Here is a 24,557-nt window from a genome sequence, read left to right as displayed (position 1 = left end):
ATGCACAGCGTCAGTGAAGATGGAACAATTTGCATTAATTTAAATGACTACAATGAATTATCTGACTCCATAAAATTTCGGGAAAAAATAGATTACTTATCTGAAAAATTAAATTGTCCAAAAGAAATCTCTAATTTTTCTATTTCTATGCTGTTTCATGGTGGGCAACGATATTATCTTTCCAATCTGTACCTATGGGCCATACCTTATCGAACTGAGGGCTTATATAGAGGAGATGTAGATCACGATCGTTCGCTTTATAACGGTAAAGAATTTTTCATTCAACGAGATATAACATATGACGAAATGCAGATTCCGATTATTCAAATACTGGAAACACGTTACAAGTTGAGCACAACTTTTGCAATGGTTCGTCAGTGTAATGAATGCGACTTTATTATTGAAGCTTATAATAACGAAAAAGTATCTGATCCTAGTAAACTCTATTTTGAAGTACGTGATCAGTTTGAAAAATTTATTTGTACATTTCTTGATGCTATGTTACCCGAGATAAGTACCGCTTTAGGAAGCCATAAATGGTTATCAATATTGAATGATGCAGATTTAAGAAAAAATGTGATTACCCGCAAGATTGATTCAAAAAAAATTGCACAACTTACCCAAAGAGAAATTCAGTGTTTGAGTATGATTTCTAACGGCATGACAATAAAGAAAATTTCTGAGCGATTGCATTTGTCTAGTGAAACCGTCAATACCCATGCAAAATCTATTCGTCAAAAGTTGGATTGTTCCAATATTACTGAAGCAGTATCCAAAGCGTTCCGTTGGGGGCTTTTAACCTAATAAAATTAATTAACTTTTTAAAAAATACCCAAATTTGGGGATAGGATATCCCTTCCAAAATTTTATAATTCCCGCCGTAAAAAGTTTTTCTAAATGGAGTTATGGAATGGGATGTATCGTAGAATTTAATAAAAATGTTCGTTTCGATTTTGTTCAGAATAAATCGAAACAAAAAATATGGATTGAAGTGCTTTTATGTTTTACTCACTTGGATATTAATCAATTAGCAATGCTTTTGGGAGTTTCTTCTGAAAAGTTAATTAAGGTTCATAGGGGAGCGAGCTATTTTTCTCAAGATATAGCAGAGGAGCTTGGGAAGTTATTTTTAATTTCATTTAGTGATTAATCCTTTAGAATTAGATTACATTGGAAACTAAGAGATCTTGTTTTGTGATGACCAAGTAGATCCGAACAAACCGTTAATTTAAAAATATCTCCTAAATTCGGTGATGACCCCTAAGATAGAGACATCTTTAATATTTTGAACATTGATAGTAGCCCATAGGGGGTTGCTTGCTAAAAGTTGGAATAAACAGGATTCTGTTTCTCCGTATTTTCTTAAAACAGTCTGATTTTTTTCAGCCAGGTAGGCCAAAACAAAATCCCCAGGAGAAGGTTTTCTGGCTCCATCGAGTATAATTACATCACCCTGGTTTAAATCAGGATGCATACTGTTGTCTTCAACAAGTGTGGCAAATAAGTTGGAGCTTTCTGATGATTTATTAAACTCATCAAGGATGATCGAGTTATTTCCTTCTGAAATTGTATTTTCTATTCTAGGGATATCTTTGATATTGACTAGGGGTACAAAACGAGATGAAGATCGTAATTCACCTTGCGGGTTATCAGTGAGTCCCAACAGATAAGATGCAGATACGTTTAGAACTTCGGCAATTATTTTAGCTTCCTCAGGTCCTGGTTTTCTAGTTCCTTGTTCCCAGTTACTTATTCGTGCTGCTGAGAGACTGTTAGTCCTTGATGCAAGTTCTTTGATAGTTATTCCTAATTCTTTTCTTGACTTAGTAATTCGAGCAGCAATTTTTTCCTTGATAACCATAAATTCCTCAAATAAAGCATTGACAATAAAACGAATTGTTGTATTATAAAGTCATAATAAAACAATCCGTTTTATTTTGTTATTTTTGAGATCATATTCGCTTATATGATGCCTAAAAATATCGATTTTGTTTTAAGAATAACACAAAAAAAATACAAGTCCTAGTTTATTACGGTTAAGGATGCCTGCATTATCATGAATTTGACGATTAGTTTAGAAGAGCTATCTGCAATAAGTGGATTGCCTCACTTACAACAATTACTTTACCTCTGTGGTCTTCGGCCTTATGTAGATTATAAAACTGCTATTGTAGGTTTGAAGCGAGGCATTAGCTATCAATCCCTTGCTGAAACACTCTATATCGAACCTCATCCAGGGATTAAAGGTGGCTCGCCAAGTAAAGATCAATTACGCAGGGCTTTAAAAGGTTTAGAGCGAGCGGGTCTATTAGAAATACAATCTCTAGAGCACAAACTTATTTTTAAATGCTTATTGGTCAATATGGATTATTGTGTCCAAAATAAAGCCGCCATAAACCCGCCACAGAAAGCCGTCACAAACCCACACACGGAAAGTCTTGTAGATATTGGATTATTTCAAGTTGGGTCAAAAAAAGCCGACACATCTGAATCCCCAAAAGCCGCCATACCTCTAAAAGAAGATAATTATTATTTTTGTTTATTATCGCGATTCGAAAAATTCTGGTCGCTATACCCAGAGAAGAAATCCAAAACCAAAGCACAAGCAGCATTTGAACAACTTAACCCAAATACCTTGTTATTTCAGCAACTCATGAACGCTTTGCAAAAACAAATCCATCATGTTGAAACCATGAAAGTCTATGGCACATGGGTGGCGCATTGGAAATATCCTGCCAATTGGTTGGCACAACGCTGTTGGGAAGACGAAATCACTGAAATGAAGCAGGAGAGTCATCATGAAACACATTGGAAGCCTCATCAACATGAATCCACAAGAGACCCATTTTGGAACCCCAGTGAAGAAGACCATGAACCCGAAAGAACCAACATCGTCCATTTCCCGAGAGGTTAATCCCAAAAGCAAACTGATTGAAACCTTGTTTTCAAAGTTTGCAGCTTTTTATGGCCACATTTGGAGAAGCCAGTTTAAGAGTGAAGGATTTTTGGAATATGCAAAAAAAGAATGGCAAGAAGGTTTGAGTGAGTTTAGCGAAAACACACTTAATAAAGCCATCCTTCAATGCCGCGAGTTTTATGAGTTGCCGCCTTCTTTACCACAAATGATTGCGTGCTGTCGGGAGATTAAAAAACGCACGCAGTTTTATGTAGTTAAGAAGAATCATGTGCCTGCAAAACAGGAGGTTGTTGTCACTCATTTAAACAAGTGTAAAGAAATTTTAACTAAAAAATAAAGGAAGAACATTATGTTAGTTTTAGGCAGAAAAATTGGAGAAAAAGTGGTGATTGATAATGGGAAAATCGAGATTCAGGTTTTGTGCTCCCGAGGAAATAAGCTCCTATTGGGATTTAAGGTACCAGAGAATATGGGGGTTGAACGAGAGGAAGATTTTCTAAAAAAAATATTAAAAGTCCCTGAGTTTTTAAAAGTAAATCATGCTTAACCAATGAGTCATAAGGAGAGTGAAATGCAAAAACAAAATACCCTCATGAAGATCTTTAAAGGAGTAATCAGTACTTTATGTATTTTTCTTTTTTCATCAAGCCTATGGGCTAATGATCTTTTATCCAAAGCTTTGGAAGGGGATGTCAAAGATTCATTAGGAAGCGGCTCAATGTTTTGGAAAGTTTTTATTTTAGTAGACATTATTTTAGCCACCGCCATGGCTGTTAAAAGTAAGAATCCAATGGTTTTTGTGGGTGTTACTGCGGTTGCTTTTATTCCGGCATTTTTATTAAAAACATTCGTGTTTTAAGGAGGAAAAAAGATGAGCACCATGAGTTATCAATTTTTGAGCCACATTGATGCACCCAAGAGAATACTCACTTTAACCTTGGATGAGCTAGTGGTTGTAGGATTGAGCTTTATGTTGCTCATCATCAGTAATCAAAAAGTTTTGGTCTCACTATTTGGAATGGGGCTATTAAGCGGTTTGCGTTTTTTGAAAAAAGGGGATGGACCAAAAGCATTGCTGGTACTTGCTTATTGGTATCTTCCTAGTGGATTGACGCAATTCTTTTTACCCCAATTACCCCAGTCGCATCATCGTGTGTATGTGGCATAAGGAGAAAGCAAATGGATTTTAAAATGTATCAAAGCCGATTAAGCCAATTATCCGCACGATTTAATTTGATGGTTTGTTTGGTGTTTGGTTTATTGATATCTAATCTTGTTTTATCGTGCTTTGTTTATTCAACGTTTAAACATCATACCGTAGAGATTACCCCCTTTTCAGGAAGTCCTGGTTATATAAAAAGTGCTTCATTTGTTGACAGTCACTATTTAAGTTTAATGACGGAGAATTTTATCAATGAGCGTTTGAACGTTAGTCCTGAGACTGTAGATGCCAATCATAAGCGCTTACTTTCTTTCGTGAATCATCAACAATACCCCGAATTTTTAAAACGACTCGCCCAAGAAGCTCGAGTGATTAAAAACAAAAAAATGTCCTCTACCTTTGACATCACAGAAATTTTTGTCAACCCCAATGAACTTTATGCCGTGGTGAGTGGCACGTTAAAGCGTTATGTAGGAATTAAAGCAATTTCTGATATCCAAACAACCTACAAATTAATATTTCAATATGTCAATGGCCGTTTATCAATTATTCAATTTGCACCAAAGAAGGAGAGTGACCATGCTTAAGGGGCTGGGTGTCATTTTGGTACTGGTATCATTAAGTGTTGCGGCAAGTAACACTATCCCGATTAAAGACAACAGCGATATTCCATTAACGTTAAGCCAGGGAAATTACAACCGCATTTTAGTAAAGAATGACAAAATCATGGAAGCAATATTCCCAGAAAAGGCAATGGCAATTAAACGTGATGAGCAGGATGGTTCCGTTTATATTATGTTGGCAACAATGAATCCGTTTACCTTGTTTTTGACTACTGAAGCAGGTCGACATTTTTCTCTTACTTTAACTAGCGAGGAGTCATTAGGTAAAACCATTGAATTGCTTTCTCAACCGAGACACATAGCAAAAGCAACTTCACCTAAAGTAAGAGCAAATTCAACAAAAAGAACTCATGAGGCCGTTCCAGAAGCAATTCTTGCACTGCTTAACGCTATGGAACAGCATAAACCCTTTACTGATGTGACAGTAAAACATCAATTTGGCAAAGCAGAGCGTTGGGCAAAAGGATTAACTCTTTTACCTAAAGAGTCCTGGGATGGAAAATTGCTTCAAGGAGAAACCATTGAACTCTATAACGCAGGTAAAGAGCCCTTAGCTTTATCCGAAGCTTGGTTTGCTAAGAAAGGGACACTAGCCATTAAATTTTCTAAGCCAATAATTAAGCCTAGAGAGCATGCCATGCTTTACCGTGTTCAAGGAGTAGACCATGGCTAATTGGCAACACAATCTACTAATTAAAAGTCGCCAAGTTCGGACCTTGATTGTAGTTGGAAGTGTTATTTTGCTAATCCTTGCCATCCTTGTTTCATTGTTTGTCGAGGGTCGTCCTAAAAGTACTTCTGCTATCCAAAAACCAGTAGATATCACAGGTATTGTGGATGAATCGTTCACCGAAGCTGCATCCGATAATGCACTTACTATCCAACAAACTGAGCTTGAATCACTCAAAAAGCAAATTAGTGAGTTAACTTCCAATATCAAGAAGATGCATCAAGAACAGCAAAAACAATTCAGCGCACAAAAAGAAGAATTGACCGCGCAAATAACCACAATGGTTTTAGCACATACGGAAAAAGCAAAGGATTCTGAGCCACCACAGAATTCATCCCAAGAATTAAAAGGGGTACAAAATTCAGAGTTTTGGCATCATCCCGAGACCTATGCCATGAATGGTGTAAACACATCAAACTTGATGGCTTTAGCTGATGGGATGCCACGTATTCATACGGTGTCATTTCATAAGAAACGTAGTAATAAAAAAATTCATCCTAACACCTATTTAAACCCAGCTCATTACGTACCTTCCAACACTTCAGTACGCGCTGTTGTTTTAGGTGGTGCTGATGCAGATGCATCGGTTAATGGTCAATCTAAAAACAATGGCGTTATGCTCTTTAAATTTCTGGAAGATGGAACACTGCCAAATGGTGCACGCTCCCGTCTTCGGGGATGTCGTGTGAGTGCTAATTCCTATGGGGATATTTCCAGTGAGCGTGCTTTTGCAACCCTTTATCGTCTGTCTTGTGCTCATCCGGGCCGGCCCATCATTGATATAGAAGTAACAGGGTGGGTGTTTTTCAATGGCAAAGTAGGAATTAAAGGTAAGCCCTTAATGCGGGATAACAAAGTCATGACTTGGGCAGGAGTCAGTGGTGCCTTATCAGGTATTGCGCAAGCGGCGCAGTATGCCCAAAGTGTACAAAATATTGGTCCCTATGGTGCGACTTCCGTTGTTCCTTCAAGTCAAATTGCCCCATTTGCAGCCTATGGCGGTGCGTCCAAAGCCGCAGATACTTTATCGGCCTATTACGTCAAACGAGCCGAGCAATATCATCCCGTCATTCAAGTAGGCTCAGGCAATGTAGTCACCATTGTCTTTAAAGATGGATTTTATTTAGAGCCTGATGAAGACAAAAGCCAACATGCCATGGGTCAAGTAAAGAGAGAAGAAGAGTCACAAAGATTAATCGCATCCAATAATGATGACAGTTCAACTGAAATGAATTTTACAGTACCGCCTGAAGTCCTAGGAAAAATTGACCATGCGAATACCTTAGCTGCAAATCAAATCGGAGGGTTGCGATGAGCCAACGGAAAAAAATTCTAATTACCTTAATTTCTTTTGGGTTGGCGGCATGTGGCCCCATCAATTCTAACTTTAGTTGTAATGCGACTGCAGGGGATAGTTGTTTGACGATTGAGCAAGTGGATGCCATGACACGATTCGCCGATTATGCGAGGCCCTATGGTCTAAAAAATAAGCAAACCAACACAAAAAATGCACCTCTTATCAAATCTGGAAGAAAAGTTAAACAAAGTAATGGGCAAGCACTTTGGCTAGCACCGACAGTTAAGGGGCAATCATGGGCTTAAAACTCAATCAATTGCGAGATAAAGCACGCGAACTAGCGCATCGTGCAAGTCAAAAACTGGGAGAAACTGCAGGCATAAAGCCTGACTCTTTGCAGCATCACATAAAAGCCTATGAAACCTGTGCTTTAGACTTGCCCTCCATAACCAGTTTGCTTCCTTATGAAACAGTAAGTGAGGAGGGATTTTTTGTCAATCGTAATTCTGCAGGTTTTGGACTTCTTTTAATGCCCACGGCAGGAGCAGATGAATCCTTAATGAAATCTCTGGCAGAACTATTTAAAAATAAACTCACTGAAGGAACAGATTGTACCGTATTGCTGTATAAGCATCCCTGGCTTGCCCAAAATTTGCAACACAATTATGCGCCTATTTTAAAGCAAGGTGGCATTTATGCAGAGCTTGCTCGTCAAAGTTTGAAATACCATCTTAATGCCATTGCCAAGGGTTATAAAAATGGCCGCAATGTCCCCGCCACTTTGTCGGATTATCGAGGATATCTGTTCATTTCAAGACCGAATGAGCAAGAAGTTGAAAGCAAGCTGCGAGTACTTCGAGAAGAGTTTGAATCCGAACTCAAAGTGGCAGGATTTAGTTTGGCACGCTGTGATGCACACGATTTTAAAGTTTTAATGCGGGCTCTGATGTCACCGAACTTTAATGAGCTGTCCTGGCCCACCATCGAGAATTCATCACCTTTTATTGCCAAGTCTATTCTTAATCCTACTACTGTATATGAGATTGGTGATGAGGCGATTAATCTCTCTGTCGCCGATGAGGAAGGAATTATCCAGCGCTCAAGGGTAATCAATTGTGAACTAACCAGTTTTCCTAAAGCTCCTTTTGCGTTATGGCAAACTCCTGATTTGTTTGCCAACCTTTTAAAGCCGGAACAAGGCATTCAATGTTCCTTTCTGCTTTCATTTACTATTCGCGGTGTGAATCAGGAAAAGATGAAAGCGCAAGCGAAAAAAAGAGCCAAATCGTTAACTGCCAATAATAATGCCATTCAATCCTTTATTAATCCGGGTATTAAAGAAGAAGCTGCCGAATGGCAGTTTGTGCATGAGCATGCATCCAAAGGTGAATTACATCTTCTGCCTACCTTTTACAATTTAGTGTTGTATACGACAGTAGAAAAAGAACGCGAGCATGTGGCCAAAGCAATTGCAAGTTTTAGACAAATGGGATTTACCTTAGTACAAAGCCGTTGCAAACAATGGCTGCGATTTTTGGCAAGTCTTCCGTTTATGCTGACCGAAGGACTTTTCTCAAGACTAGCGCTTTTAGGTATGACCAAAAAACTAAGTCATACCAATGTGGCTAATCTTCTACCCGTAGTGGCCGATTTTAAAGGAGCACGGCAAGGGCTCATTGTGCCAACCTATCGTCATCAGTTGTTTTATTTAGATACCTTTGATGACCGAGTCTTACCCATCACCAATTTTAATCGCTTAACGGTAGCAAGCCCTGGCTCTGGTAAATCCTTTTTTGAACAAGCACAAATCCTGGATGGCTTATCCCGCGGGCAGCACATTTTTGTCATCGACTTAGGCGGTTCGTACAAACATTTATGTGAGTTGGTTGGGGGAAGCTACATTGATGCCTCCACATTGACTCTTAATCCTTTTACGCTATTTGATTTTGATGGAGTCACCGAAATTGATGGCGAAAAGGTAAATGATTCCATCCAAATTAGAGATTTATTAGCCATTATGGCAAGTCCCAATGAGGCATTAGGAGAGGTTCAAAAAGCATGGCTTTTGGATGCAGTGCTCACCTGTTGGCAAGAACATGGCCGGCAAGCCAAGATGGATGATGTACTGAATGCGCTTCGCGGACTGCTACAAAAACCAGAATCCAGAAATGACCGCAGATTAAAAGATTTGCTCATCCTGTTGGATAAATATGGCAGCCAGGGAATCTATGGCAGGATGTTTAATAGTGATACCCCACTTTTAAATAACTCTAATTTTGTGGTTCTGGAAATGGGCCAACTAGAGAGTAATCCAGGGTTACTCACTATCGTCATGTTTGTCATGATAGTAATTATCCAAGGGCAGTTTTACCATTCCGACCGCAGAATTCAAAAACGCTGTATTATTGATGAAGCATGGCGCTTTCTGGCTGTAGGTTCTAATCCAATTTCTGCAGGATTTATTGAACAAGGATTTCGTACAGCAAGAAAACATACGGGTGGGTTTGCCGTAATTACCCAAAATCTGGCCGACACCATGAATACCCTCCAGGGGCAAGCCATTGCCGCGGCAGCAGATACCAAAATCATCATGCGCCAAGGAGCATTTCGTGAGTACGTTGAGAAACATCCTGATCACTTTACCCCTCTAGAAATTGCCATGATTGAATCCTTTGGTGAGGCAAAAACTCAAGGCTTTTCTAATTTGATGATTCAATTCGGTAATGTGACTACGTTTCATCGTTATTTTTGCGACCCATTCTCAAGAGTATTGTTCTCCACTTCGGGCGATGAATTCGGAGCAATCGAGTCCTTAATGAATCAAGGGATATCCCTCACGGATGCGGTTTATCAAGTAGCACAACATCACTATGGAGATGAATTATGCGATTGAGTCATACCGTAGTAGTCAGTGTTGTAACAATACTCTTTATTGGTTTGCAATTTTGGATTTCACCAAAAACCAACATTGTACTTTTTGATTCTGCAGCTATTCAAGCTCAATTAGTCCGTCAATTAGCAGAACATCAAGCCAATGAGAAACAAGTGAGCCACACAACCCAGCAAATCAAGCAGAAACTGCACCTGCTGTTAACACAGTATGCTAAGCAACATCACGTCATAATTTTTGACCAGCGTGAAGTGCTTGCAGGTGGTGAAAACATTACAAGCGAGATTGCTAACAAGCTCAGTCAGACGATGAGGAAGAGCTCATGAAAAGCGTATTGCTTCTGGCTTTTATCATGGCGATTCATTGGAATGCACATGCCAAATCATTTGGTGTAGTAGGGGAGGTTTTTCCGGTTAGCGAAAAAAGCTTTTTAGAGCTGATTGAAGAACGGTTACGTGCATTAACTGTTAGTGGTGAATTGGAGGCATTAAAGCAGAAATGGATTCACGCAGCAGCTCAACACGCAAACAGACCGACTGCATTAGATTTAAAACGCACTCAACAAACAATCCAGCATTACTACGCGCCAGAAATCACCTTAAGTCAGGATATAACCGATGCCAAAAGCAAGGTGCTTTACCCTAAGGGAACTTCTGTAAATGCGCTGGAGTATATGCCGACGTATAAACCTTGTTGGCTGTTTTTTAATGCTGATGATGAAGCACAGATTCGTTGGGCGAAGCTACAAAAGAATCAATGCCCCAATCCCAAATTAATTTTGACAGGGGGGGCGATTCACAGCACCGAAAAGAGATTCAAGGCAGTGACTTATTTTGATCAGGGAGGCCGAATTACACGAAAGCTTGATATAAGGCATGTACCAGCGCGAGTAAGCCGCGAAGAAAATCAGCTTCTTATTGTTGAAACAGCAATTAAGGAGAGTGGCGATGTCCTTTAAAGTCCTTCTTTTCGTAATCTCTTTCGCCTGTTCTTATACGGGATGGAGCAAACAATGCACGGGACATTTCGTCAATCCGATTCGTGATGTGTGTTGGCGATGTTTATTTCCTTTATCGATTGGCAACATCAAGGTGGTCAATTCATCTCTTCCCGATACCGACAATGCATCAAGCCCCATAGGCATATGCCCAGGTCCCTTGGGTTTACGTGTCGGGTTGAATATTGGGTTTTGGGAGCCAATGGCATTAGTAGATATTACCGATACACCCTATTGCCTGGTTAATCTGGGAGGCATCAAGCTCAATTTGGGTTTAAAGCACAGTAGAGGCGGCCGTCATGTGGTTGGCCATGGCCAGCAACGCGCTTTTTTCCACGTGCACTGGTACAAATATCCGCTGATTAGTTGGCTTAATCTCATCACCTCACTAGGTTGTATGCAAGGAGGTGATTTTGACATTGCTTACCTCACGGAGCTTGATCCTACCTGGCAAGACTCTGAAATGAGTTTTGTCTTAAGTCCTGAGTCGGTGCTGTTTGGAAATCCGGTGGCAGCAAGCGCATGTGCCGCAGATGCCATTTCTTCGACATTAACAAAAAAACCAATAGATAGTCTTTTTTGGTGTGCAGGAGCACAAGGCACCCATTACCCGCTGACAGGGCATGTGAATGCGTCAATTTCTCCAGTGCAAACCGCGCTGCTTTTGACAGAACGCATGAATTACAAAATGCACCGTGAATTTTTGGTGTCTGATTCAAGTCCTGCGTCGGGTGCGATTTGCAAAGAACATTACTATACCGTAACACCTAAATCCCGCTACCGCTATGAAATGGTGAATCAAGTGGCAGATGGCAAACATTGCTATCCAGGAGGCTTAGGCACTTTGGCTTGGGAGTTAGGAAAAATTAAACCACATACCGCCGACCAGTATGGATTTTTAGTGTGGCGAAAACGTAACTGTACCTTCCTTTAAATGGAGATAAAATGCTAAAAAAAGGAATTACTTTATTGTTTGGATGCCTCGCAAATACAGTGCTCGTTGCTTCTACAGTATCGGTATTTGTTAGCTTCTCCATGCCCTATAACTTATTGGAAGAGACACTCAAAGAAAGTAGCCGTTTACATATTCCCGCCTATTTAAACGGACTATATCACGATTCAATGCGAGACACTGCACTTAAAGTTATGGCGTTAAGTAAGCATATTCCTAATTTGAATTTGGCAATTGACCCCACTTTATTTGAACGTTTTGGTATTCAGCAAGTACCTGCTTTGGTAGTGGCAGATGAACAGAGCTTTGATGTGATTTATGGCCATTTGCCACTCCAAGAAGGATTAGCGCGAATTGCAGGACATGGAGATACTCGCTTTACCATCCAAGATGCTCGGAGGATAAGCGGTGAGTAAATTCATCTTGATGCTATTTTTGAGTACATTCTTTACCGCGATAATGGCTCAAACTCCATCTGATGCGATAAAAGCGCGTAATGAGGCAATACAGTCTTTAAATGGATTCAATCCTGAAAGAATATTAAAAGGATATACGCAAAATCCCAATGAAATGAGCCTTCTTCCGCAAGAAGGAACGAACACTTTGCCAGCTACAGGCTTAAACGCACTATCTAATAATCCGGATGCGTTAGAAGTTTATCAACAGGCAGGAACTCGCACTAAAGGACGCTACAATCCGAATAGCCCAGCGATGCGTTATGCCGAACAATTACTTGAAAATCCAGAAGATGCAGTAAATGGGGTCTGCTATAAAGAGCCCGGTTATTGTCAATCGACCCCAGAGATCAAAACCTGCGAAGAAACCCTGGGCTATAAAAATATCTCCTGTGGTGATGTCCTTAGAGTGACCCTAAAACCGCTTTCACAACAGTTTACTCGCGAAGTCATGTTTCCTCGCGGCAGCGCAACCTTTCATTTAGCCCAATGCGGTAAACACAATAAAAGATGCAGTCAGGTTAATCTTGCAGAAATAAAGTCTTCGTGTGAAACATTAAATTTGGTGGTGATGTATCACAAGAAAGTACTACAACTGATCAAAAATCCTACCTGCAAAGACCCTACAGTGACAATTTCCTTAGGAAAAATAATTAAAGCACCGATTACTCTTAAAATGACGCTAACCCAAAAGGTGAGTGACGAGTCGTGGGTTACTCAAACCTGCGACAAGAAAACCTCAGATTCCTGTATTTTGACCCATAGCAATTCATGTCTAGAACCAAACGCCACAAAAATCATTGAGGGCATTGCCATTACCAGACCATGCTGGGGTCATGCTTCGAACTATCAATGCTCCTATTTAGAAAACAGTTATTGCATGCCCTTGCTTCAGGCGGGCTGTTCGCAAGTGAGTTCACAGTGTCTTAATGCGTCCAATGGATTGTGTACCCGGTTTCTCCAAACTTTTTCCTGTATGACCCAAGTGTGTTTTCCAGAAAAAACCATTTGTCCTGATAAAATACCCTGTAGTGATGGAGCATGTGACTTATCTTTTGAGGAAGAAAGTGATGATGCAGCGGAAGGATTGTCCCGCCTCGGGGCTCTTGCGGGTGCTGCCTCCGATGTCGCAACCAAGCAAGTTCGCAGTGGGATTCCTGCTATTTTTATCGGAACAAATTCAACCTGTCGCAAAGTGGTTGCCAATACACGCAATTGTTGTCATGGCAGTCACCAAATGACCCATTGCAGTGATGATGAGAAGCGGCTTGCCAAAGCCAAGGAAGAAGGAAGAGCATATAAAGTAGGAACTTTTTGTGCTTTAAAAAAGTTAGGGCTTTGCCTGGAAGAAAAAGAATCGTGGTGTGTTTTTCCCACACAATTGGCCTCCATCCTACAAATCCAAGGACGATATTATCAGTTAGGTATACACTTTGGCTGGGCAAAAGATGAAGACAATAAAGCCAATTGCCGTGGCATCACCCCAGAAGAACTGGAACGTATTAATTTTTCTGTTTTGGATTTATCGCCCATTTCCCAAGAGCTCATGAGTCGCAAAGTACTGCCAAATGATGGGCAAGTATCTGCGGTCAATCAGTCCCATATCGAGCGCTTAAAACAGATGGGGCAATCTCATGATTAAATGGGGGGTTTTTCTTTTGATATTCCTAAACTCACTTAGTGTATTCGCTGAGAAACCGGTCGGTTTTCTTTGGTATAGCATTGAAAAGGAGCAGAAAAAATCGAAGCAACCAAGTTCTCGAGGTAAGGCTTTTAATCAACTTAGCTTTACTGAACGTGATGCAGTGCTTCGCTTTTACACCATGGAAGCCTTACATAAAGCACGACATACAAAGAAGGTTGAAGACATGCGCGTTTTTTTAAGACTTCAAGATTACTGGCTTAAAGAATCCACTCATTTTAAGCAGCTTTTTCAACAAACAATGTTGGTTTATCCTGAGTATGACTATACGGTTACCCATCCCACGTCCAACCTTGGTGCCAAAATTACAGATGAAGTGCGTGAAGCGCAGCGAGTAGAGGTCATCAACAATTTAGCAAAATCTCATGGACTATTATTCTTCTATCGGGGCAAGAGTCCCTACGATATGAAACAAATTCCTATCCTTGTAGATTTTTGTCATCGTTTCCATTTGACTTTAATGCCCATTAGTATCGATGGAACCATTTCCTCTCAATTACCTCATTCAAAAATTGATTCAGGCCAGGCAAACCATTTGGGTGTGCATTATTTTCCAGCAGTTATTCTAGTCAATCCAAAATCGAATAAAACAGAACCAGTGGCTTATGGATTAACTACTCAGGATGTCTTAATGGAACGATTCGTTCAGGTGGCAACCCAATTTCAAGGAGAACCCGTATGAAAGGACGCATGCTTATTATCCTAATGATGTTGCTTAGTGTTTCGCTTAGTGCAGCAAATTCCGATTGGCTCACAACAACGATTGCTGCAAAGGAGCAGGGTATAAAGCCACAAATCTTTAGCCAACCTCAAACGCAAACACAAGTCTTTTTTAAAGAGCATGGGCTCATTTTCTTTTACGCAAGCTCTTGTCCTTATTGCCAACAATTTGCCCCTATTCTTAATTCCTGGGCAACCCACAATAAAATAAAGGTACTTCCCTTAGCTTTTGATAACCAAACCTTGAGCGAATTCCCCAACTTTTTACCTGCTACCACCGAATGGATTAGTGCAGCGTATCAAGAAAATCCAATCCAGTATCCTGCGTTATTTGTGGTAAATCCTAAAACAAAAAAGCTCTATCCCGTAGGATTTGGGGCAATGACACACGATGAGTTGCGTGGTCGCTTAGAGCGACTCCTCCCAAAAATTATTGCTTATGAGCGAAGTGGAGACATGCATGACTAAAGCACTTGGCTATCTTTTACTGTTGGTTATCTCGATTGGCCATGCCAGCGTGAGTACTGATTTAGATAACTTCTTCAATGGCATAGGCTATGCATCCAACGTCACCTCACCTGCAGCGTTTGAATCGCAAGCCGCAGGATTTTTTGGTGGCGGCTCACTCTATGCGCGCAACCAAGTTCGTCAATATCAACTGGTGCAATTGGACCTTCCAAGCTATCGCGCAGGATGCGGAGGAATTGATTTATTCACCGGCAGCATGAGTTTTCTAAGCGAACAAAAGCTTGTGGATTTAGGCAAATCAGTAATGACTAATGCAGGGGCTTATGCCGTCGATGTGATGCTTGCATCCACGGTGCCCGAACTCAAACAAGTTAGAGATTATCTGCAACAGCTTGAACAAATGGCCAATCAAGCGAGCATCAATTCCTGCCAACTATCACAAAATATGGTGGGTGGGGTTTGGCCTAAAACTGCTGAGAGCCAACAAAAGATTTGTAAAGACCAAGCTGCTATGGGAAAAGAAGGTTTATTTAGTGATTACGTCAAAGCACGTATGGCCTGTTCAGGAACTGGATTTGATAACGTAATGAGTAAGGCATCAACTGACCCCGAACGAAAAAAACAGGTGGTACTCAACAAAAATTTAATTTGGTCCATTTTGCAAGCCAAATCATTTTTGAATTCCGACCGAGAACTAGCTGAAATGGTCATGAGTCTTACGGGAACTCTTATTATCGATGGCCAAGGTAAAGTAACCAATGTGCCCTCACTTGCCTCTAACCCCACTTTAATTAATGCTTTGATTGGGGTAGGAACCACCCATCAAGCCAAAATATGGCGTTGTAAGGATGCAGGAGGCACGAGTGCATGCTTGCAAGTGAGTCTTCAAGATATTTCGATACCCGAAACGGCAACGCTCACTTACAAAGTACGTGAGATTATTCGCACCATGAATTCAAAACTAGTTAATGATGAAAAGCCAGGAATGCGTGAGCTCAATTTCTTAAGTATGACTTCATTACCGGTTATGAAGTTTTTATCCGTTCTAAACAGCATGCATTATGGCAGCACAGCCGTGGATATTGAAGAGTATTCCATGCTTATTGCTCAAGATTTGCTGACTAATTATTTAAGCGAATTGCTCATCGAAGTAAACCAAGCTACGGCAGGTTCTGAACTCAATTCCGATTTATTAAAAGAAATTCAGAAACGAATCAGTCAGGCAACAATATTAGTGACTTCAATCGATCCGAAAGTAGGGCATAAGCTGCAGCAGAAATTAGCGTTGGTGGAGCGCATGGCACGCATTGAAAAGCAAGTAGCTTCCAGCATGAACAGTGTAGGAGCATAGAATGATAACGATTCATGTACTAGCCGGTGGTGAACTCGTCCAACATATCATTAATGCCACGACCTCTTTTATGAAGCAAGACAGCTTTTTAGGTTTACTTCGCATTACCGCATTGATTGGTATTGTAATGAGCACCATTGGTTTTTTAAAAACCCGAAACCCTATGGCGTTTGCTCATTGGTTTTTAGGATACATCGTATTAATTAATATTATTTTATTGCCTAAAACTTCAGTACTTATTGATGATATTTCGAGCCAAACTCCCAAATTAGTCGATAACGTACCTGTAGTGTTTGGCTTGAGCGCAAGCCTTATCACCACCATCGGCTATGGGCTTGCACAAAGTTATGATGCCTTGCTCTCAATGCCCAATGATTTGCAGTATACCCAAACGGGTGCTTTATTTGGTTCACGTCTTATTCAAGCATCCACCGGTTTTCGCATTATTGACCCCGTTCTTAAAGAAGAGATGAGCGAATATTTTCGAGTCTGTGTGGTTGGAGATATTCGCATGAATCATAAATATTCAGTGGGTGATTTGGCACATTCTGCCAATCTCTGGGATTTAATCACCAAGAAAGCATCTCCTCTTCGAATGCTTAAAGTAAGTGGAAAGCTGGTGACTTGCCAAGAAGCATCAAAAGCTGATGGTCCATACAGTCTTCGCAAAAAACTTGAGACAGAAATTAAAAAAGCCTATACCTTTTTCGGAGTTAATTTATTTGGTAAACCCAAAAATACCACTTATGAAGCACTCTTTAACACCCACTTAAAATCTGCGTTCAATTATTATCAAGGGCTCACCGACTCAGCAAGTAATGTGTTTTTACAAAGCATGATGATAAATGCCATGAGAGAAGGAGTAGGACAGTATCAGGCATTTACTGATGCCACTGCAGGAGTGGTTAATCAACAGTTTACTAAATCGCAAGTACAGCATCGCTGGAGCTGGGAAGTTCTTGGACAAAAGGCACTATGGATTTTACCGATTACCCATACGTGCCTTACTCTGTTACTTTTTGGAGTTTTTCCTTTGATTATTGCATTAAGCTCTCTTCCTGGTGGGGTGCGTATTCTGTATGGGTACGTGCAATTTTTTATGTCGTTGCAGTTTTGGCCTGTTCTTTTTGCCATACTCAATGCAGGTATGACCCTTTATGGTGCCTCTTCATCCTCAGAATTCGGTCAATTTACTATGGTCAATTTGAATCAAATCGATGAGCTCCATGCCGACATTTCTGGGGCTTGCGGCTATTTGATGATGCTTATTCCGTTCTTATCCCATGGTTTAGTGTCCAATTTGGGTGGGGCTTTTAGTAATCTGGCCACAAGTATGATGAGCCACATGCAAGGCTCGAGTATGTCAGTTGCCGGCGAAGCGGCAAGTGGCTCGTTTGCTCTAGGGCAAACCAGCTTCTACAATACCACTGCCAATAATTTCTCAGCCAACAAACATGATTCCAACTGGACCCATCTTCGTGGAATGCATACAGAACAATTAGGAAGCGGTGTTTTAAAAACAGTAAACGCACAGGGTGGAAGTATTTTTGATGTAAGTCCAGGTATGACCCGCAGTGCTATTTCTATTAATACCGCTGAAGGATTAAGTGCATCACTGAACCAAGCCTATGAACAATCTCGTCAAGCAGCCATTAATGAATCCAACCATTATCAATCTGCTTTATCTCAGTTTGCCCATCGTGCCTTACAACTGTCTCAGTTACAAGGTCATGAGATGCGTTTAGGTGAGGGAGTTTCTGCCAGCGAGTCATCTCAATATTCAAAAGCCCTTTCCACAATCAGTCACATCGCCGAAGATGCGGCCCAACGAATGGGCGTGAGTAAAGAGGAAGCCCTTACTCATTTAACCAGTGGTGGGTGGGGAGCGCAGGCAGGGATTAGTACCAAACGCAGTCTCTTTGGGAAGTTAGCACAATGGGGCACTGGGTTTAATGCAGGAGGAGAGACACATCTTAAATACGAGCAGTCCTCAAGTAACAGCAATCGCTACCACAAGTCAATGGATGGAAGTCTTTCTGCACGAGAAGCGAAAGATTTTAATGATGCAGTCAATTACGTACAACACTTTGCAAAAAATCATCATTTTGACGACAGCCATTCACAAGCGGCTTCCTTATCCAATCAGCTGGGTGCAGACCTTCGGCAAGCAGAAACGGCAAGTCATAATTATGATGCGAACACGTCTAAAGCGCAGCGCATCTCTAAAGCAAAAAGTTATGTGGAGTCCCATTCGGCCCAAATTAATACAGACTTGAATCAAGCATTTCCTGCCTACGTGGCTAAGAAAGTTGGCGAGCCAAGACGAGACGAACTCTTTGGTCGGCCTGGTGATATTAATTCTCTGAATCAACTTCAGGCACTCGGTCAAAGTTTCCTTGCCGACAAACGAGAAGAGTTGCTCACAAATATTGACTCCCAAGCCTCCCCAAAAAATGTGGATTCTTTAAGTCAACAAGGAAGCCGGTATGTTGAGCAAAGAGAAAATCAATTGAGCACATCTTATCAAAAGAATAATCAAGATTTGACAGGGAGTGCGATGACATTAAACGTAGGAATAAACTCTAAATCGACAGACTACTTACAACAGAATGTTCAAAAGCAAATCCATCAAATACCGCATCATCTCCAAACAGAAGAAAAGTTGCTTCATAAAGCTCAGCATGATCTAATGAAGAAAGAGACTAAGGCCATTAATGAAGGGAGAGACGCACAAAAATTTATTTTAAATGGAAAAAGTTCAAAGTCTTAGGACTGCAAACGAGAGGAGAAAAACAATGAATTCAATGGAATTGAAATGTGCATTAGATGCAGACATACAGCGCATTAAGCGATTAAATCCTGACATAATTCCGGCACGATTTTATTATGGAGCCTTGTTGAAATTATTTTTTAGTGGTTTTTGGAAAATATGGCTCATTATCTTAACCACCTTTGTTTATACAGGTATCCGTAACCCGTCTAATGATGTTATGGCACATGATACAGTAGTGCACATTATCCAAGATGCAGCACTTTCGAGCTTATTTTTGAGTCTTGGTGCCATGCTGTTACTTACTCAAACACTTAATTTCAGTATTCTGGTGCGTTTTCATCTGGAGCATCAATTAAAAACAGGGCCGTTACTGGTCAAAAAATTAAAGCAATCTGCTCTTTTGTTCTTTGGAGTATTTACAGTAATCTGCGCCTTATGTGCAAGTTTTGCTGAGTCTTCTGACATCTTTTTTCTCATGGGGTTTGCCTACTTTGGTAGCCTTCTTATTACTTATTTTGTTGTGAGTATGGAAATAAATCGCATTGGATTAAATCTCCTTTTTTCAGTCATGCATGAGTTCTTTCGAAAAGACCAGAAAGGACACTGGGATTCTGTAAATTAATTCACCAAAGTAATTTATTAATCGCCATAAATACAAGCAGTGGTAGCCACTGCTTTGCCTAAAAGTAAGGATGAATCGTTAATGCAAAATGAGCCTAATTTTAAACATTATACCCGTGGCGGACAAATCAGTTTTCATAACCTAAGAATGTGGGATCAGATTACCAAATCATTGACGGTGATTTGCTTATTTCTTTGGTTGCTAGTTACCGGGTTTATCATTTGGAGTGTTACCTCAATTGAAAAACTACAGCATGCTTCTGTGTATTATTGGGCTAAACTTTTAAATCTTATTGGCCAAAGTCATGTTTTCACCCTTTCTTTTCATGGCAAGGAATACCATCAAAACGTACAGCAAGTTCTAAATTATTCCTATTATGATGAAAACGCACGTGAGATAACTCGAACCCTAGGTCAATCTGCTTTAGGTGCTTTTTGTATTTCTTTTCTTATAGGAGTGGGGCTTGCCTTTTATTTTATTCGTCGGGGTAAAGAACAAAGCAAGCATCAATTTATTCGAGGAAGTCGTATTGGCACTTCAGAACACGTAAAGCATTTAATTATTCGAGATAATGTTGCTTCAGACATCCATATTGATGGCTTTCCATTAATTGTGGGAAGCGAAGTACAACATTTTTTAGTCCATGGAACCGTAGGAACGGGTAAAAGCCAACTCATCATGAAAATGTTGGATGCATTACGCACACGAGGTGATCGCGTTATCATTTATGATAAAGGCTGCTCCTTTATCTCCCATTATTTTCAAGAAGAATTGGATGTTGTGTTAAACCCCTTTGATGCACGCTGTCCTAATTGGGATATGTGGGCAGAAGCACCTCGGGATTCTGATTTTGAAAATATGGCCGAAAGTCTTATCCCGATGCACGGGGAATCAGATCCATTTTGGGTCAATGCAGCCCGAACTGTTTTTTCCTCAGTAGCTTCAACCATGCGCCATGACTCAGACCGATCGCTTGAGAAGCTTCTTCGGCTTTTGTTAACTGGCGAATTTTCTTTATTGGAAGAGTACTTAAAAGGAACGGCTGCTGCAACCTTAGTCAGTGGTAAGATTGAAAAAACCGCGATTTCAATTCGTTCCGTAATTACGACCTATCTTAAATCCTTACAGACTTTATCAGGAGTTGAAACGCACAATAAATCAGCTTTCTCAATACGTGATTACATTTTGGATGACAGTCGAAAAGGCTGGCTTTTTATTTCATCCAATGGCGAGCAGCACAAAACCTTAAAGCCCTTGATGTCGATGTGGTTGGCTATGGCATCGCTGACACTTTTAAGCTTAGAACCAAATCGAAATCGCCGTATTTGGTTTGTCTGTGATGAGTTACCTAGTTTGCATAAATTGCCTTTGCTTGGAGAGACGATTGCTGAGGTGCGAAAGTTTGGAGGTTGTTTTTTATTAGGAATGCAAAGCTTTGCCCAGCTTACCAAAGTATATGGACAAAGTGGAGCACGTGAATTATTTGATTTGCTCAATACCCGTTTTTTCTTTCGCAGCCCCAGTAGTGATATGGCACGTCTTGTTGCTAATGAATTGGGTGAAGAGGAAATAGAAGAATCTCGAGAGAATTACTCCTACGGGGCGAATAGCATTCGGGATGGGATTTCTCTGGGAAGTCAGCGGGTAACCCGGCCTATTGTTGCTTATCCTGAAATTTTAGAACTTCAAGATTTAGCTTGTTTTTTACGTCTTCCAGGACCTTATTCTGTGACTAAGTTGCAGCTTCAATTAATACCTCGTCAAACACAAACGCAAGGTTTTGTCGAAAGATCTGTACCAACCTGTAGCTCAGAGGACTCTTTAAAAGTGGAGCAAGAAAGCGATTCTTCCTCAGGTCCAAATTTAGAGGCAGTTTCCTCAAAAGGCAAAGAACGTCAACTCACAGAATACATGGACTAACAAAGAATGCTCAGTATACAACCTTTAAAATCAGCCCAAGGTGCAGCAGATTATTATACTGCAGCGTTTAATTATTATGCAGGTGATGCAACAGCCATGCATTGGATGGGTAAAGCATGTGCTCATTTACAATTACAAGGCGTTGTTGAAAAAGAGCAGATGTTACCTTTGTTGGAAGGTCGATTACCTAACGGACAAATATTGCAAAACCTAAAAGGGGAGCATAGACCTGGTTTTGATATGACTTTTTCCGCACCTAAAAGTGTTTCCCTTTTAGTTGGTCTGGGTGCGGCTCCGGAGCTGATTCGTTTTCATGATGAGGCAGTGAAATATGCGATTTCTCAAATAGAGAGTGAGTTTTCCGAAACCCGCATCCGACGAGAAGGCGAACTCTTTTATGAGAAGACGGATAATTTATTAATTGCGGCATTCAGGCAGCCCAGTTCTCGAGCGAACGACCCAGCGCTACATACTCATTGTGTCACCATGAATATGACGTATCACCAAGGGAAGATGCGTTCTTTAGCCAGTGATCCTTCACGAAATCGTGGCGTTATTGAGCAAATCCAAAATAATGCACATTATTGTGGGTTAATTTATCGCCAGCATTTGGCCAATCAACTTAAAGACGCAGGGTATAATTTACGACTTACAGGCGATGGATTATTTGAAATAGAGGGAATTTCAGATGAAGTATTAAAGGAATTTTCCAGAAGACGAGAAGACATTGAACGGCATTTAGAAGAAAAAGGGTGGTCAGGGGCAAAAAGTGCTTCTGCAGCAACCCTTCTCACGCGACAGAATAAAGAAGAGCAGAATATGGAGGTGCTCGACAATGATTGGCAAGAGCGTGCCAAAGAACTTAATTTTGATGCGCATAGTTTCATCAAGAATCGAGGTCAAAAGAGCAAATCCACCTCTTGGGTTTCAGAATTAAAAGAGAAACTTATTAGCTTCGTCACAATAAATCGTCACACCAAAGAACCCACGGAATTAAAGGCGGCAAAGGCCTGTGTGCAAGTAGCTATTGAAACGCTAAGTCAACGTACTGCAGTATTTAGTGAGCGAACTTTATTGCACGAAGCAATGAAGCACAGTCTTATTTACCCTGAAGCAATTACCAAAGAAACCATTATTGCAGCAATTGCGCAGGAGAAGACAAAGCAAACACTTTATGAAGGTACATGTCCAGAAACCCAGAAAACCCTTTTAACAACTCCTTGGCTACTCACAGTGGAATCCGAAACCCTTGCTCGAATTGAGCTAAATAAAGGGAGTGTAAAACCTATTGCAACAAAAGGGAGGGTCGAGGCATTTCAAGACGAGCGAAGCTCCATGTTAGCTCATTCAATGACTGCCTCACAAAAACAAGCCATGATTGCATTATTGACCAATACCGATCGATTCTCTGCAATTCAAGGTTATGCAGGCGTTGCTAAAACCTCTATGCTCGCTGAGGCACGACTTCTAATCGAAGAGCGAGGATATACCATACGTGGAATAACTGTAGCGAGTTCCGCAGCGCATGAGCTACAAACAAAAGCAGGGATTACAGCCGATGTTTTTCCGATTGTGCATCAGGAGCTAAAAGATGCGCCAACCGCTTCTTTGTCGAAAACACTATTTATTGTCGATGAGGCATCAATGCTTTCCTCGCATCAAGGTCATGAGCTGCTGAAGCAAGTCGAGCGAACGGGTGCCCGTTTAGTGTTGGTTGGTGATAAGGCACAACTTCCAAGCGTTAATACAGGCAGGATCTTTAGCCTCACCCAAGAGTATGGAATTAAAACCTCCATTATGGATGAAATCGTACGTCAAAAAAATAAAGATACAAAAGATGCAGTAATTTATGCGACTCAAGGAAACGTTAAAGAGGCATTAAATCATCTTAACGTCCAAACTTTAAATTCTCATGAGGAACGAATTCAATGGATAGCGCAAAAGTGGTTGTCTTTGCCTCCCCAGGAGCGTGAAGAAACCTTGTTATTTGCTCCTACTCATGCCAATCGGCAAGAAATTACAGAAATTATTCGCCAAGGTCTTAAGAAGGAGACGGTTTTAAGAGGAAATAAATTTGAGCACCAAGTGCTTAAGGCTAAATCTATAGAAGCATCTCAACTGCGGCACAGTGCTTATTACCAAAAAGGAAATTTAATCCGTTTTAACCAAGATTTTATTAATGGGCGGATAACGCGGGGGTCTTATTATACTGTTGGAAAAATGGACAAGCACCATTACCGAGAGAACGTTTTACCGCTTATTAATGCACAAGGGAAAATCATCCCCTTCGCGTTAAAAAATCTTCCCCAATATAAAACCCACACAGCACCTTTTGAACGACTTATTGAGCTTTATGAATCAAAGCCCCTTGAACTTTATGAGGGTGATAAAGTCATGTGGACCCGGAATTTTAAAGCAGAAGGTATTCGAAATGGTCAATGTGCCACAATTTACGAAATTAATAACGAAGCGATTCATTTTAAAACGAAGGATGGTATTTCTTTGCAGCTGGAACATACCCATCCTTGCCTAAAACACCTTGATTACAGCTATGTCTTAACCAATTACAAAGTCCAGGGACAAGATGCAAGTTATGGAATCGGACTTATGGAGTCTTATCATCGTTTTAGTGCCACTCTAAAAAATTTCTATGTACAAATTTCTAGGGCAGTACATGGAATGACCTTGGTTACAGATAATAAGGAAGAGTTGATTTGGGCAATACAAAGAAATAATGATGAAAAGCCTGCTTCTCTTGATGTTTTTTCAAGTAAACAATTAGTGAACCATTACGAGCGATATAAGCAACAAAATTTTGTACCACTTCAATCAATAATTAATAGGAAGCAATCATGGGAAGCTCAATCAATTCAAATGAATCTCAGGGAGATGAATTTTATCCCAAATAAAAGTATCCACCTTTTTTCTCAGAAACCAAAAGAATTAGTCAAAGAATTAGAACTATAAAGTAGGAGATA

The 24,557-nt window shown here is 40.5% G+C and carries 25 protein-coding genes; 24 read left to right on the top strand and 1 reads right to left on the bottom strand.

The features are described from left to right. Complete coding sequence (locus ACWTE2_RS02600) at positions 1–804, top strand: helix-turn-helix transcriptional regulator (protein WP_454784022.1); 804 nt, start codon at positions 1–3, stop codon at positions 802–804. 106 nt (positions 805–910) lie between these two features. Then, on the top strand, positions 911–1,150 hold the full coding sequence (locus ACWTE2_RS02595; protein ID WP_454784021.1) for a hypothetical protein: 240 nt from the start codon (positions 911–913) through the stop codon (positions 1,148–1,150). 78 nt (positions 1,151–1,228) lie between these two features. Here the strand turns inward: ACWTE2_RS02595 and ACWTE2_RS02590 are convergent, their stop codons facing one another. Then, entirely contained in the window at positions 1,229–1,861 is a 633-nt protein-coding gene (locus ACWTE2_RS02590) for a helix-turn-helix domain-containing protein (RefSeq protein ID WP_454784020.1), read from the bottom strand. 195 nt (positions 1,862–2,056) lie between these two features. Between ACWTE2_RS02590 and ACWTE2_RS02585 the strand changes: the two genes are divergently transcribed. The 22 genes from ACWTE2_RS02585 (at position 2,057) to mobF (ending at position 24,546) form a co-directional block, all read left to right on the top strand. Next, positions 2,057–2,914 (top strand): hypothetical protein, encoded by an 858-nt coding sequence (locus ACWTE2_RS02585; protein ID WP_454784019.1) that lies wholly within the window; start codon positions 2,057–2,059, stop codon positions 2,912–2,914. Continuing rightward, entirely contained in the window at positions 2,871–3,254 is a 384-nt protein-coding gene (locus ACWTE2_RS02580; protein ID WP_454784018.1) for a Vir protein, read from the top strand. The genes ACWTE2_RS02585 and ACWTE2_RS02580 overlap by 44 nt, the downstream gene beginning before the upstream one ends. Positions 3,255–3,266: 12 nt before the next feature. Continuing rightward, positions 3,267–3,464 (top strand): carbon storage regulator, encoded by a 198-nt coding sequence (locus ACWTE2_RS02575; RefSeq protein WP_454784017.1) that lies wholly within the window; start codon positions 3,267–3,269, stop codon positions 3,462–3,464. A 24-nt stretch (positions 3,465–3,488) separates the two neighbouring features. Beyond that, positions 3,489–3,776 carry a hypothetical protein gene (locus ACWTE2_RS02570; RefSeq protein ID WP_454784016.1) on the top strand — a complete coding sequence of 96 codons (288 nt, stop codon included), beginning with the start codon at positions 3,489–3,491 and terminating at the stop codon, positions 3,774–3,776. Between the two features lie 12 nt (positions 3,777–3,788). Next, entirely contained in the window at positions 3,789–4,085 is a 297-nt protein-coding gene (traL, locus tag ACWTE2_RS02565) for a type IV conjugative transfer system protein TraL (RefSeq protein WP_454784015.1), read from the top strand. A gap of 11 nt (positions 4,086–4,096) precedes the next feature. Further along, a complete protein-coding gene (traE, locus tag ACWTE2_RS02560) occupies positions 4,097–4,666 on the top strand; it encodes a type IV conjugative transfer system protein TraE (RefSeq protein ID WP_454784014.1) in 570 nt (189 codons plus the stop codon). After that, positions 4,659–5,375, top strand: coding sequence for a type-F conjugative transfer system secretin TraK (gene traK / locus ACWTE2_RS02555; protein WP_454784013.1), 717 nt, complete (start codon positions 4,659–4,661; stop codon positions 5,373–5,375). Before traE ends, traK begins: the two co-directional genes overlap by 8 nt. Beyond that, complete coding sequence (locus tag ACWTE2_RS02550; RefSeq protein ID WP_454784012.1) at positions 5,368–6,747, top strand: TrbI/VirB10 family protein; 1,380 nt, start codon at positions 5,368–5,370, stop codon at positions 6,745–6,747. The genes traK and ACWTE2_RS02550 overlap by 8 nt, the downstream gene beginning before the upstream one ends. After that, entirely contained in the window at positions 6,744–7,034 is a 291-nt protein-coding gene (locus ACWTE2_RS02545; RefSeq protein ID WP_454784011.1) for a conjugal transfer protein, read from the top strand. Before ACWTE2_RS02550 ends, ACWTE2_RS02545 begins: the two co-directional genes overlap by 4 nt. Beyond that, positions 7,025–9,622, top strand: coding sequence for a type IV secretion system protein TraC (gene traC, locus ACWTE2_RS02540; RefSeq protein WP_454784010.1), 2,598 nt, complete (start codon positions 7,025–7,027; stop codon positions 9,620–9,622). Before ACWTE2_RS02545 ends, traC begins: the two co-directional genes overlap by 10 nt. Continuing rightward, on the top strand, positions 9,613–9,945 hold the full coding sequence (locus ACWTE2_RS02535) for a TrbI F-type domain-containing protein (protein ID WP_454784009.1): 333 nt from the start codon (positions 9,613–9,615) through the stop codon (positions 9,943–9,945). The genes traC and ACWTE2_RS02535 overlap by 10 nt, the downstream gene beginning before the upstream one ends. After that, positions 9,942–10,577: a type-F conjugative transfer system protein TraW gene (gene traW, locus ACWTE2_RS02530; RefSeq protein ID WP_454784008.1), complete on the top strand. Its 636-nt coding sequence runs from the start codon at positions 9,942–9,944 to the stop codon at positions 10,575–10,577. Before ACWTE2_RS02535 ends, traW begins: the two co-directional genes overlap by 4 nt. Then, positions 10,567–11,550 carry a conjugal transfer pilus assembly protein TraU gene (traU, locus tag ACWTE2_RS02525; protein WP_454784007.1) on the top strand — a complete coding sequence of 328 codons (984 nt, stop codon included), beginning with the start codon at positions 10,567–10,569 and terminating at the stop codon, positions 11,548–11,550. The genes traW and traU overlap by 11 nt, the downstream gene beginning before the upstream one ends. Positions 11,551–11,561: 11 nt before the next feature. Further along, positions 11,562–11,984: a type-F conjugative transfer system pilin assembly protein TrbC gene (trbC, locus tag ACWTE2_RS02520; protein ID WP_454784006.1), complete on the top strand. Its 423-nt coding sequence runs from the start codon at positions 11,562–11,564 to the stop codon at positions 11,982–11,984. Next, a complete protein-coding gene (traN, locus tag ACWTE2_RS02515; RefSeq protein WP_454784005.1) occupies positions 11,977–13,665 on the top strand; it encodes a conjugal transfer protein TraN in 1,689 nt (562 codons plus the stop codon). The genes trbC and traN overlap by 8 nt, the downstream gene beginning before the upstream one ends. Continuing rightward, complete coding sequence (traF, locus tag ACWTE2_RS02510) at positions 13,658–14,407, top strand: type-F conjugative transfer system pilin assembly protein TraF (protein ID WP_454784004.1); 750 nt, start codon at positions 13,658–13,660, stop codon at positions 14,405–14,407. Before traN ends, traF begins: the two co-directional genes overlap by 8 nt. Beyond that, complete coding sequence (gene trbB / locus ACWTE2_RS02505; RefSeq protein WP_454784003.1) at positions 14,404–14,913, top strand: type-F conjugative transfer system pilin assembly thiol-disulfide isomerase TrbB; 510 nt, start codon at positions 14,404–14,406, stop codon at positions 14,911–14,913. The genes traF and trbB overlap by 4 nt, the downstream gene beginning before the upstream one ends. Then, complete coding sequence (locus tag ACWTE2_RS02500; protein WP_454784002.1) at positions 14,906–16,264, top strand: conjugal transfer protein TraH; 1,359 nt, start codon at positions 14,906–14,908, stop codon at positions 16,262–16,264. Before trbB ends, ACWTE2_RS02500 begins: the two co-directional genes overlap by 8 nt. 1 nt (position 16,265) lies before the next feature. Next, on the top strand, positions 16,266–19,034 hold the full coding sequence (traG, locus tag ACWTE2_RS02495; protein WP_454784001.1) for a conjugal transfer mating-pair stabilization protein TraG: 2,769 nt from the start codon (positions 16,266–16,268) through the stop codon (positions 19,032–19,034). A gap of 25 nt (positions 19,035–19,059) precedes the next feature. After that, positions 19,060–19,659: a hypothetical protein gene (locus ACWTE2_RS02490; protein ID WP_454784000.1), complete on the top strand. Its 600-nt coding sequence runs from the start codon at positions 19,060–19,062 to the stop codon at positions 19,657–19,659. Positions 19,660–19,740: 81 nt separating this feature from the next. Then, positions 19,741–21,579: a type IV conjugative transfer system coupling protein TraD gene (traD, locus tag ACWTE2_RS02485; protein WP_454783999.1), complete on the top strand. Its 1,839-nt coding sequence runs from the start codon at positions 19,741–19,743 to the stop codon at positions 21,577–21,579. A gap of 6 nt (positions 21,580–21,585) precedes the next feature. Continuing rightward, entirely contained in the window at positions 21,586–24,546 is a 2,961-nt protein-coding gene (gene mobF, locus ACWTE2_RS02480) for a MobF family relaxase (RefSeq protein WP_454783998.1), read from the top strand. Positions 24,547–24,557 lie beyond the last annotated feature (11 nt).

Source organism: Legionella nigrisilvae (assembly GCF_977063395.2).
Note: the sequence above shows the minus strand (reverse complement) of the source record. Positions and strands in the feature narration are given on the sequence as shown.

Coding starts and splice junctions, on each gene's coding strand:
- ACWTE2_RS02600 (WP_454784022.1), top strand. CDS start 1: ATGCACAGCGTCAGTGAAGATGGAACAATTTGCATTAATTTAAATGAC.
- ACWTE2_RS02595 (WP_454784021.1), top strand. CDS start 911: ATGGGATGTATCGTAGAATTTAATAAAAATGTTCGTTTCGATTTTGTT.
- ACWTE2_RS02590 (WP_454784020.1), bottom strand. CDS start 1,861: ATGGTTATCAAGGAAAAAATTGCTGCTCGAATTACTAAGTCAAGAAAA.
- ACWTE2_RS02585 (WP_454784019.1), top strand. CDS start 2,057: ATGAATTTGACGATTAGTTTAGAAGAGCTATCTGCAATAAGTGGATTG.
- ACWTE2_RS02580 (WP_454784018.1), top strand. CDS start 2,871: ATGAACCCGAAAGAACCAACATCGTCCATTTCCCGAGAGGTTAATCCC.
- ACWTE2_RS02575 (WP_454784017.1), top strand. CDS start 3,267: ATGTTAGTTTTAGGCAGAAAAATTGGAGAAAAAGTGGTGATTGATAAT.
- ACWTE2_RS02570 (WP_454784016.1), top strand. CDS start 3,489: ATGCAAAAACAAAATACCCTCATGAAGATCTTTAAAGGAGTAATCAGT.
- traL (WP_454784015.1), top strand. CDS start 3,789: ATGAGCACCATGAGTTATCAATTTTTGAGCCACATTGATGCACCCAAG.
- traE (WP_454784014.1), top strand. CDS start 4,097: ATGGATTTTAAAATGTATCAAAGCCGATTAAGCCAATTATCCGCACGA.
- traK (WP_454784013.1), top strand. CDS start 4,659: ATGCTTAAGGGGCTGGGTGTCATTTTGGTACTGGTATCATTAAGTGTT.
- ACWTE2_RS02550 (WP_454784012.1), top strand. CDS start 5,368: ATGGCTAATTGGCAACACAATCTACTAATTAAAAGTCGCCAAGTTCGG.
- ACWTE2_RS02545 (WP_454784011.1), top strand. CDS start 6,744: ATGAGCCAACGGAAAAAAATTCTAATTACCTTAATTTCTTTTGGGTTG.
- traC (WP_454784010.1), top strand. CDS start 7,025: ATGGGCTTAAAACTCAATCAATTGCGAGATAAAGCACGCGAACTAGCG.
- ACWTE2_RS02535 (WP_454784009.1), top strand. CDS start 9,613: ATGCGATTGAGTCATACCGTAGTAGTCAGTGTTGTAACAATACTCTTT.
- traW (WP_454784008.1), top strand. CDS start 9,942: ATGAAAAGCGTATTGCTTCTGGCTTTTATCATGGCGATTCATTGGAAT.
- traU (WP_454784007.1), top strand. CDS start 10,567: ATGTCCTTTAAAGTCCTTCTTTTCGTAATCTCTTTCGCCTGTTCTTAT.
- trbC (WP_454784006.1), top strand. CDS start 11,562: ATGCTAAAAAAAGGAATTACTTTATTGTTTGGATGCCTCGCAAATACA.
- traF (WP_454784004.1), top strand. CDS start 13,658: ATGATTAAATGGGGGGTTTTTCTTTTGATATTCCTAAACTCACTTAGT.
- trbB (WP_454784003.1), top strand. CDS start 14,404: ATGAAAGGACGCATGCTTATTATCCTAATGATGTTGCTTAGTGTTTCG.
- ACWTE2_RS02500 (WP_454784002.1), top strand. CDS start 14,906: ATGACTAAAGCACTTGGCTATCTTTTACTGTTGGTTATCTCGATTGGC.
- traG (WP_454784001.1), top strand. CDS start 16,266: ATGATAACGATTCATGTACTAGCCGGTGGTGAACTCGTCCAACATATC.
- ACWTE2_RS02490 (WP_454784000.1), top strand. CDS start 19,060: ATGAATTCAATGGAATTGAAATGTGCATTAGATGCAGACATACAGCGC.
- traD (WP_454783999.1), top strand. CDS start 19,741: ATGCAAAATGAGCCTAATTTTAAACATTATACCCGTGGCGGACAAATC.
- mobF (WP_454783998.1), top strand. CDS start 21,586: ATGCTCAGTATACAACCTTTAAAATCAGCCCAAGGTGCAGCAGATTAT.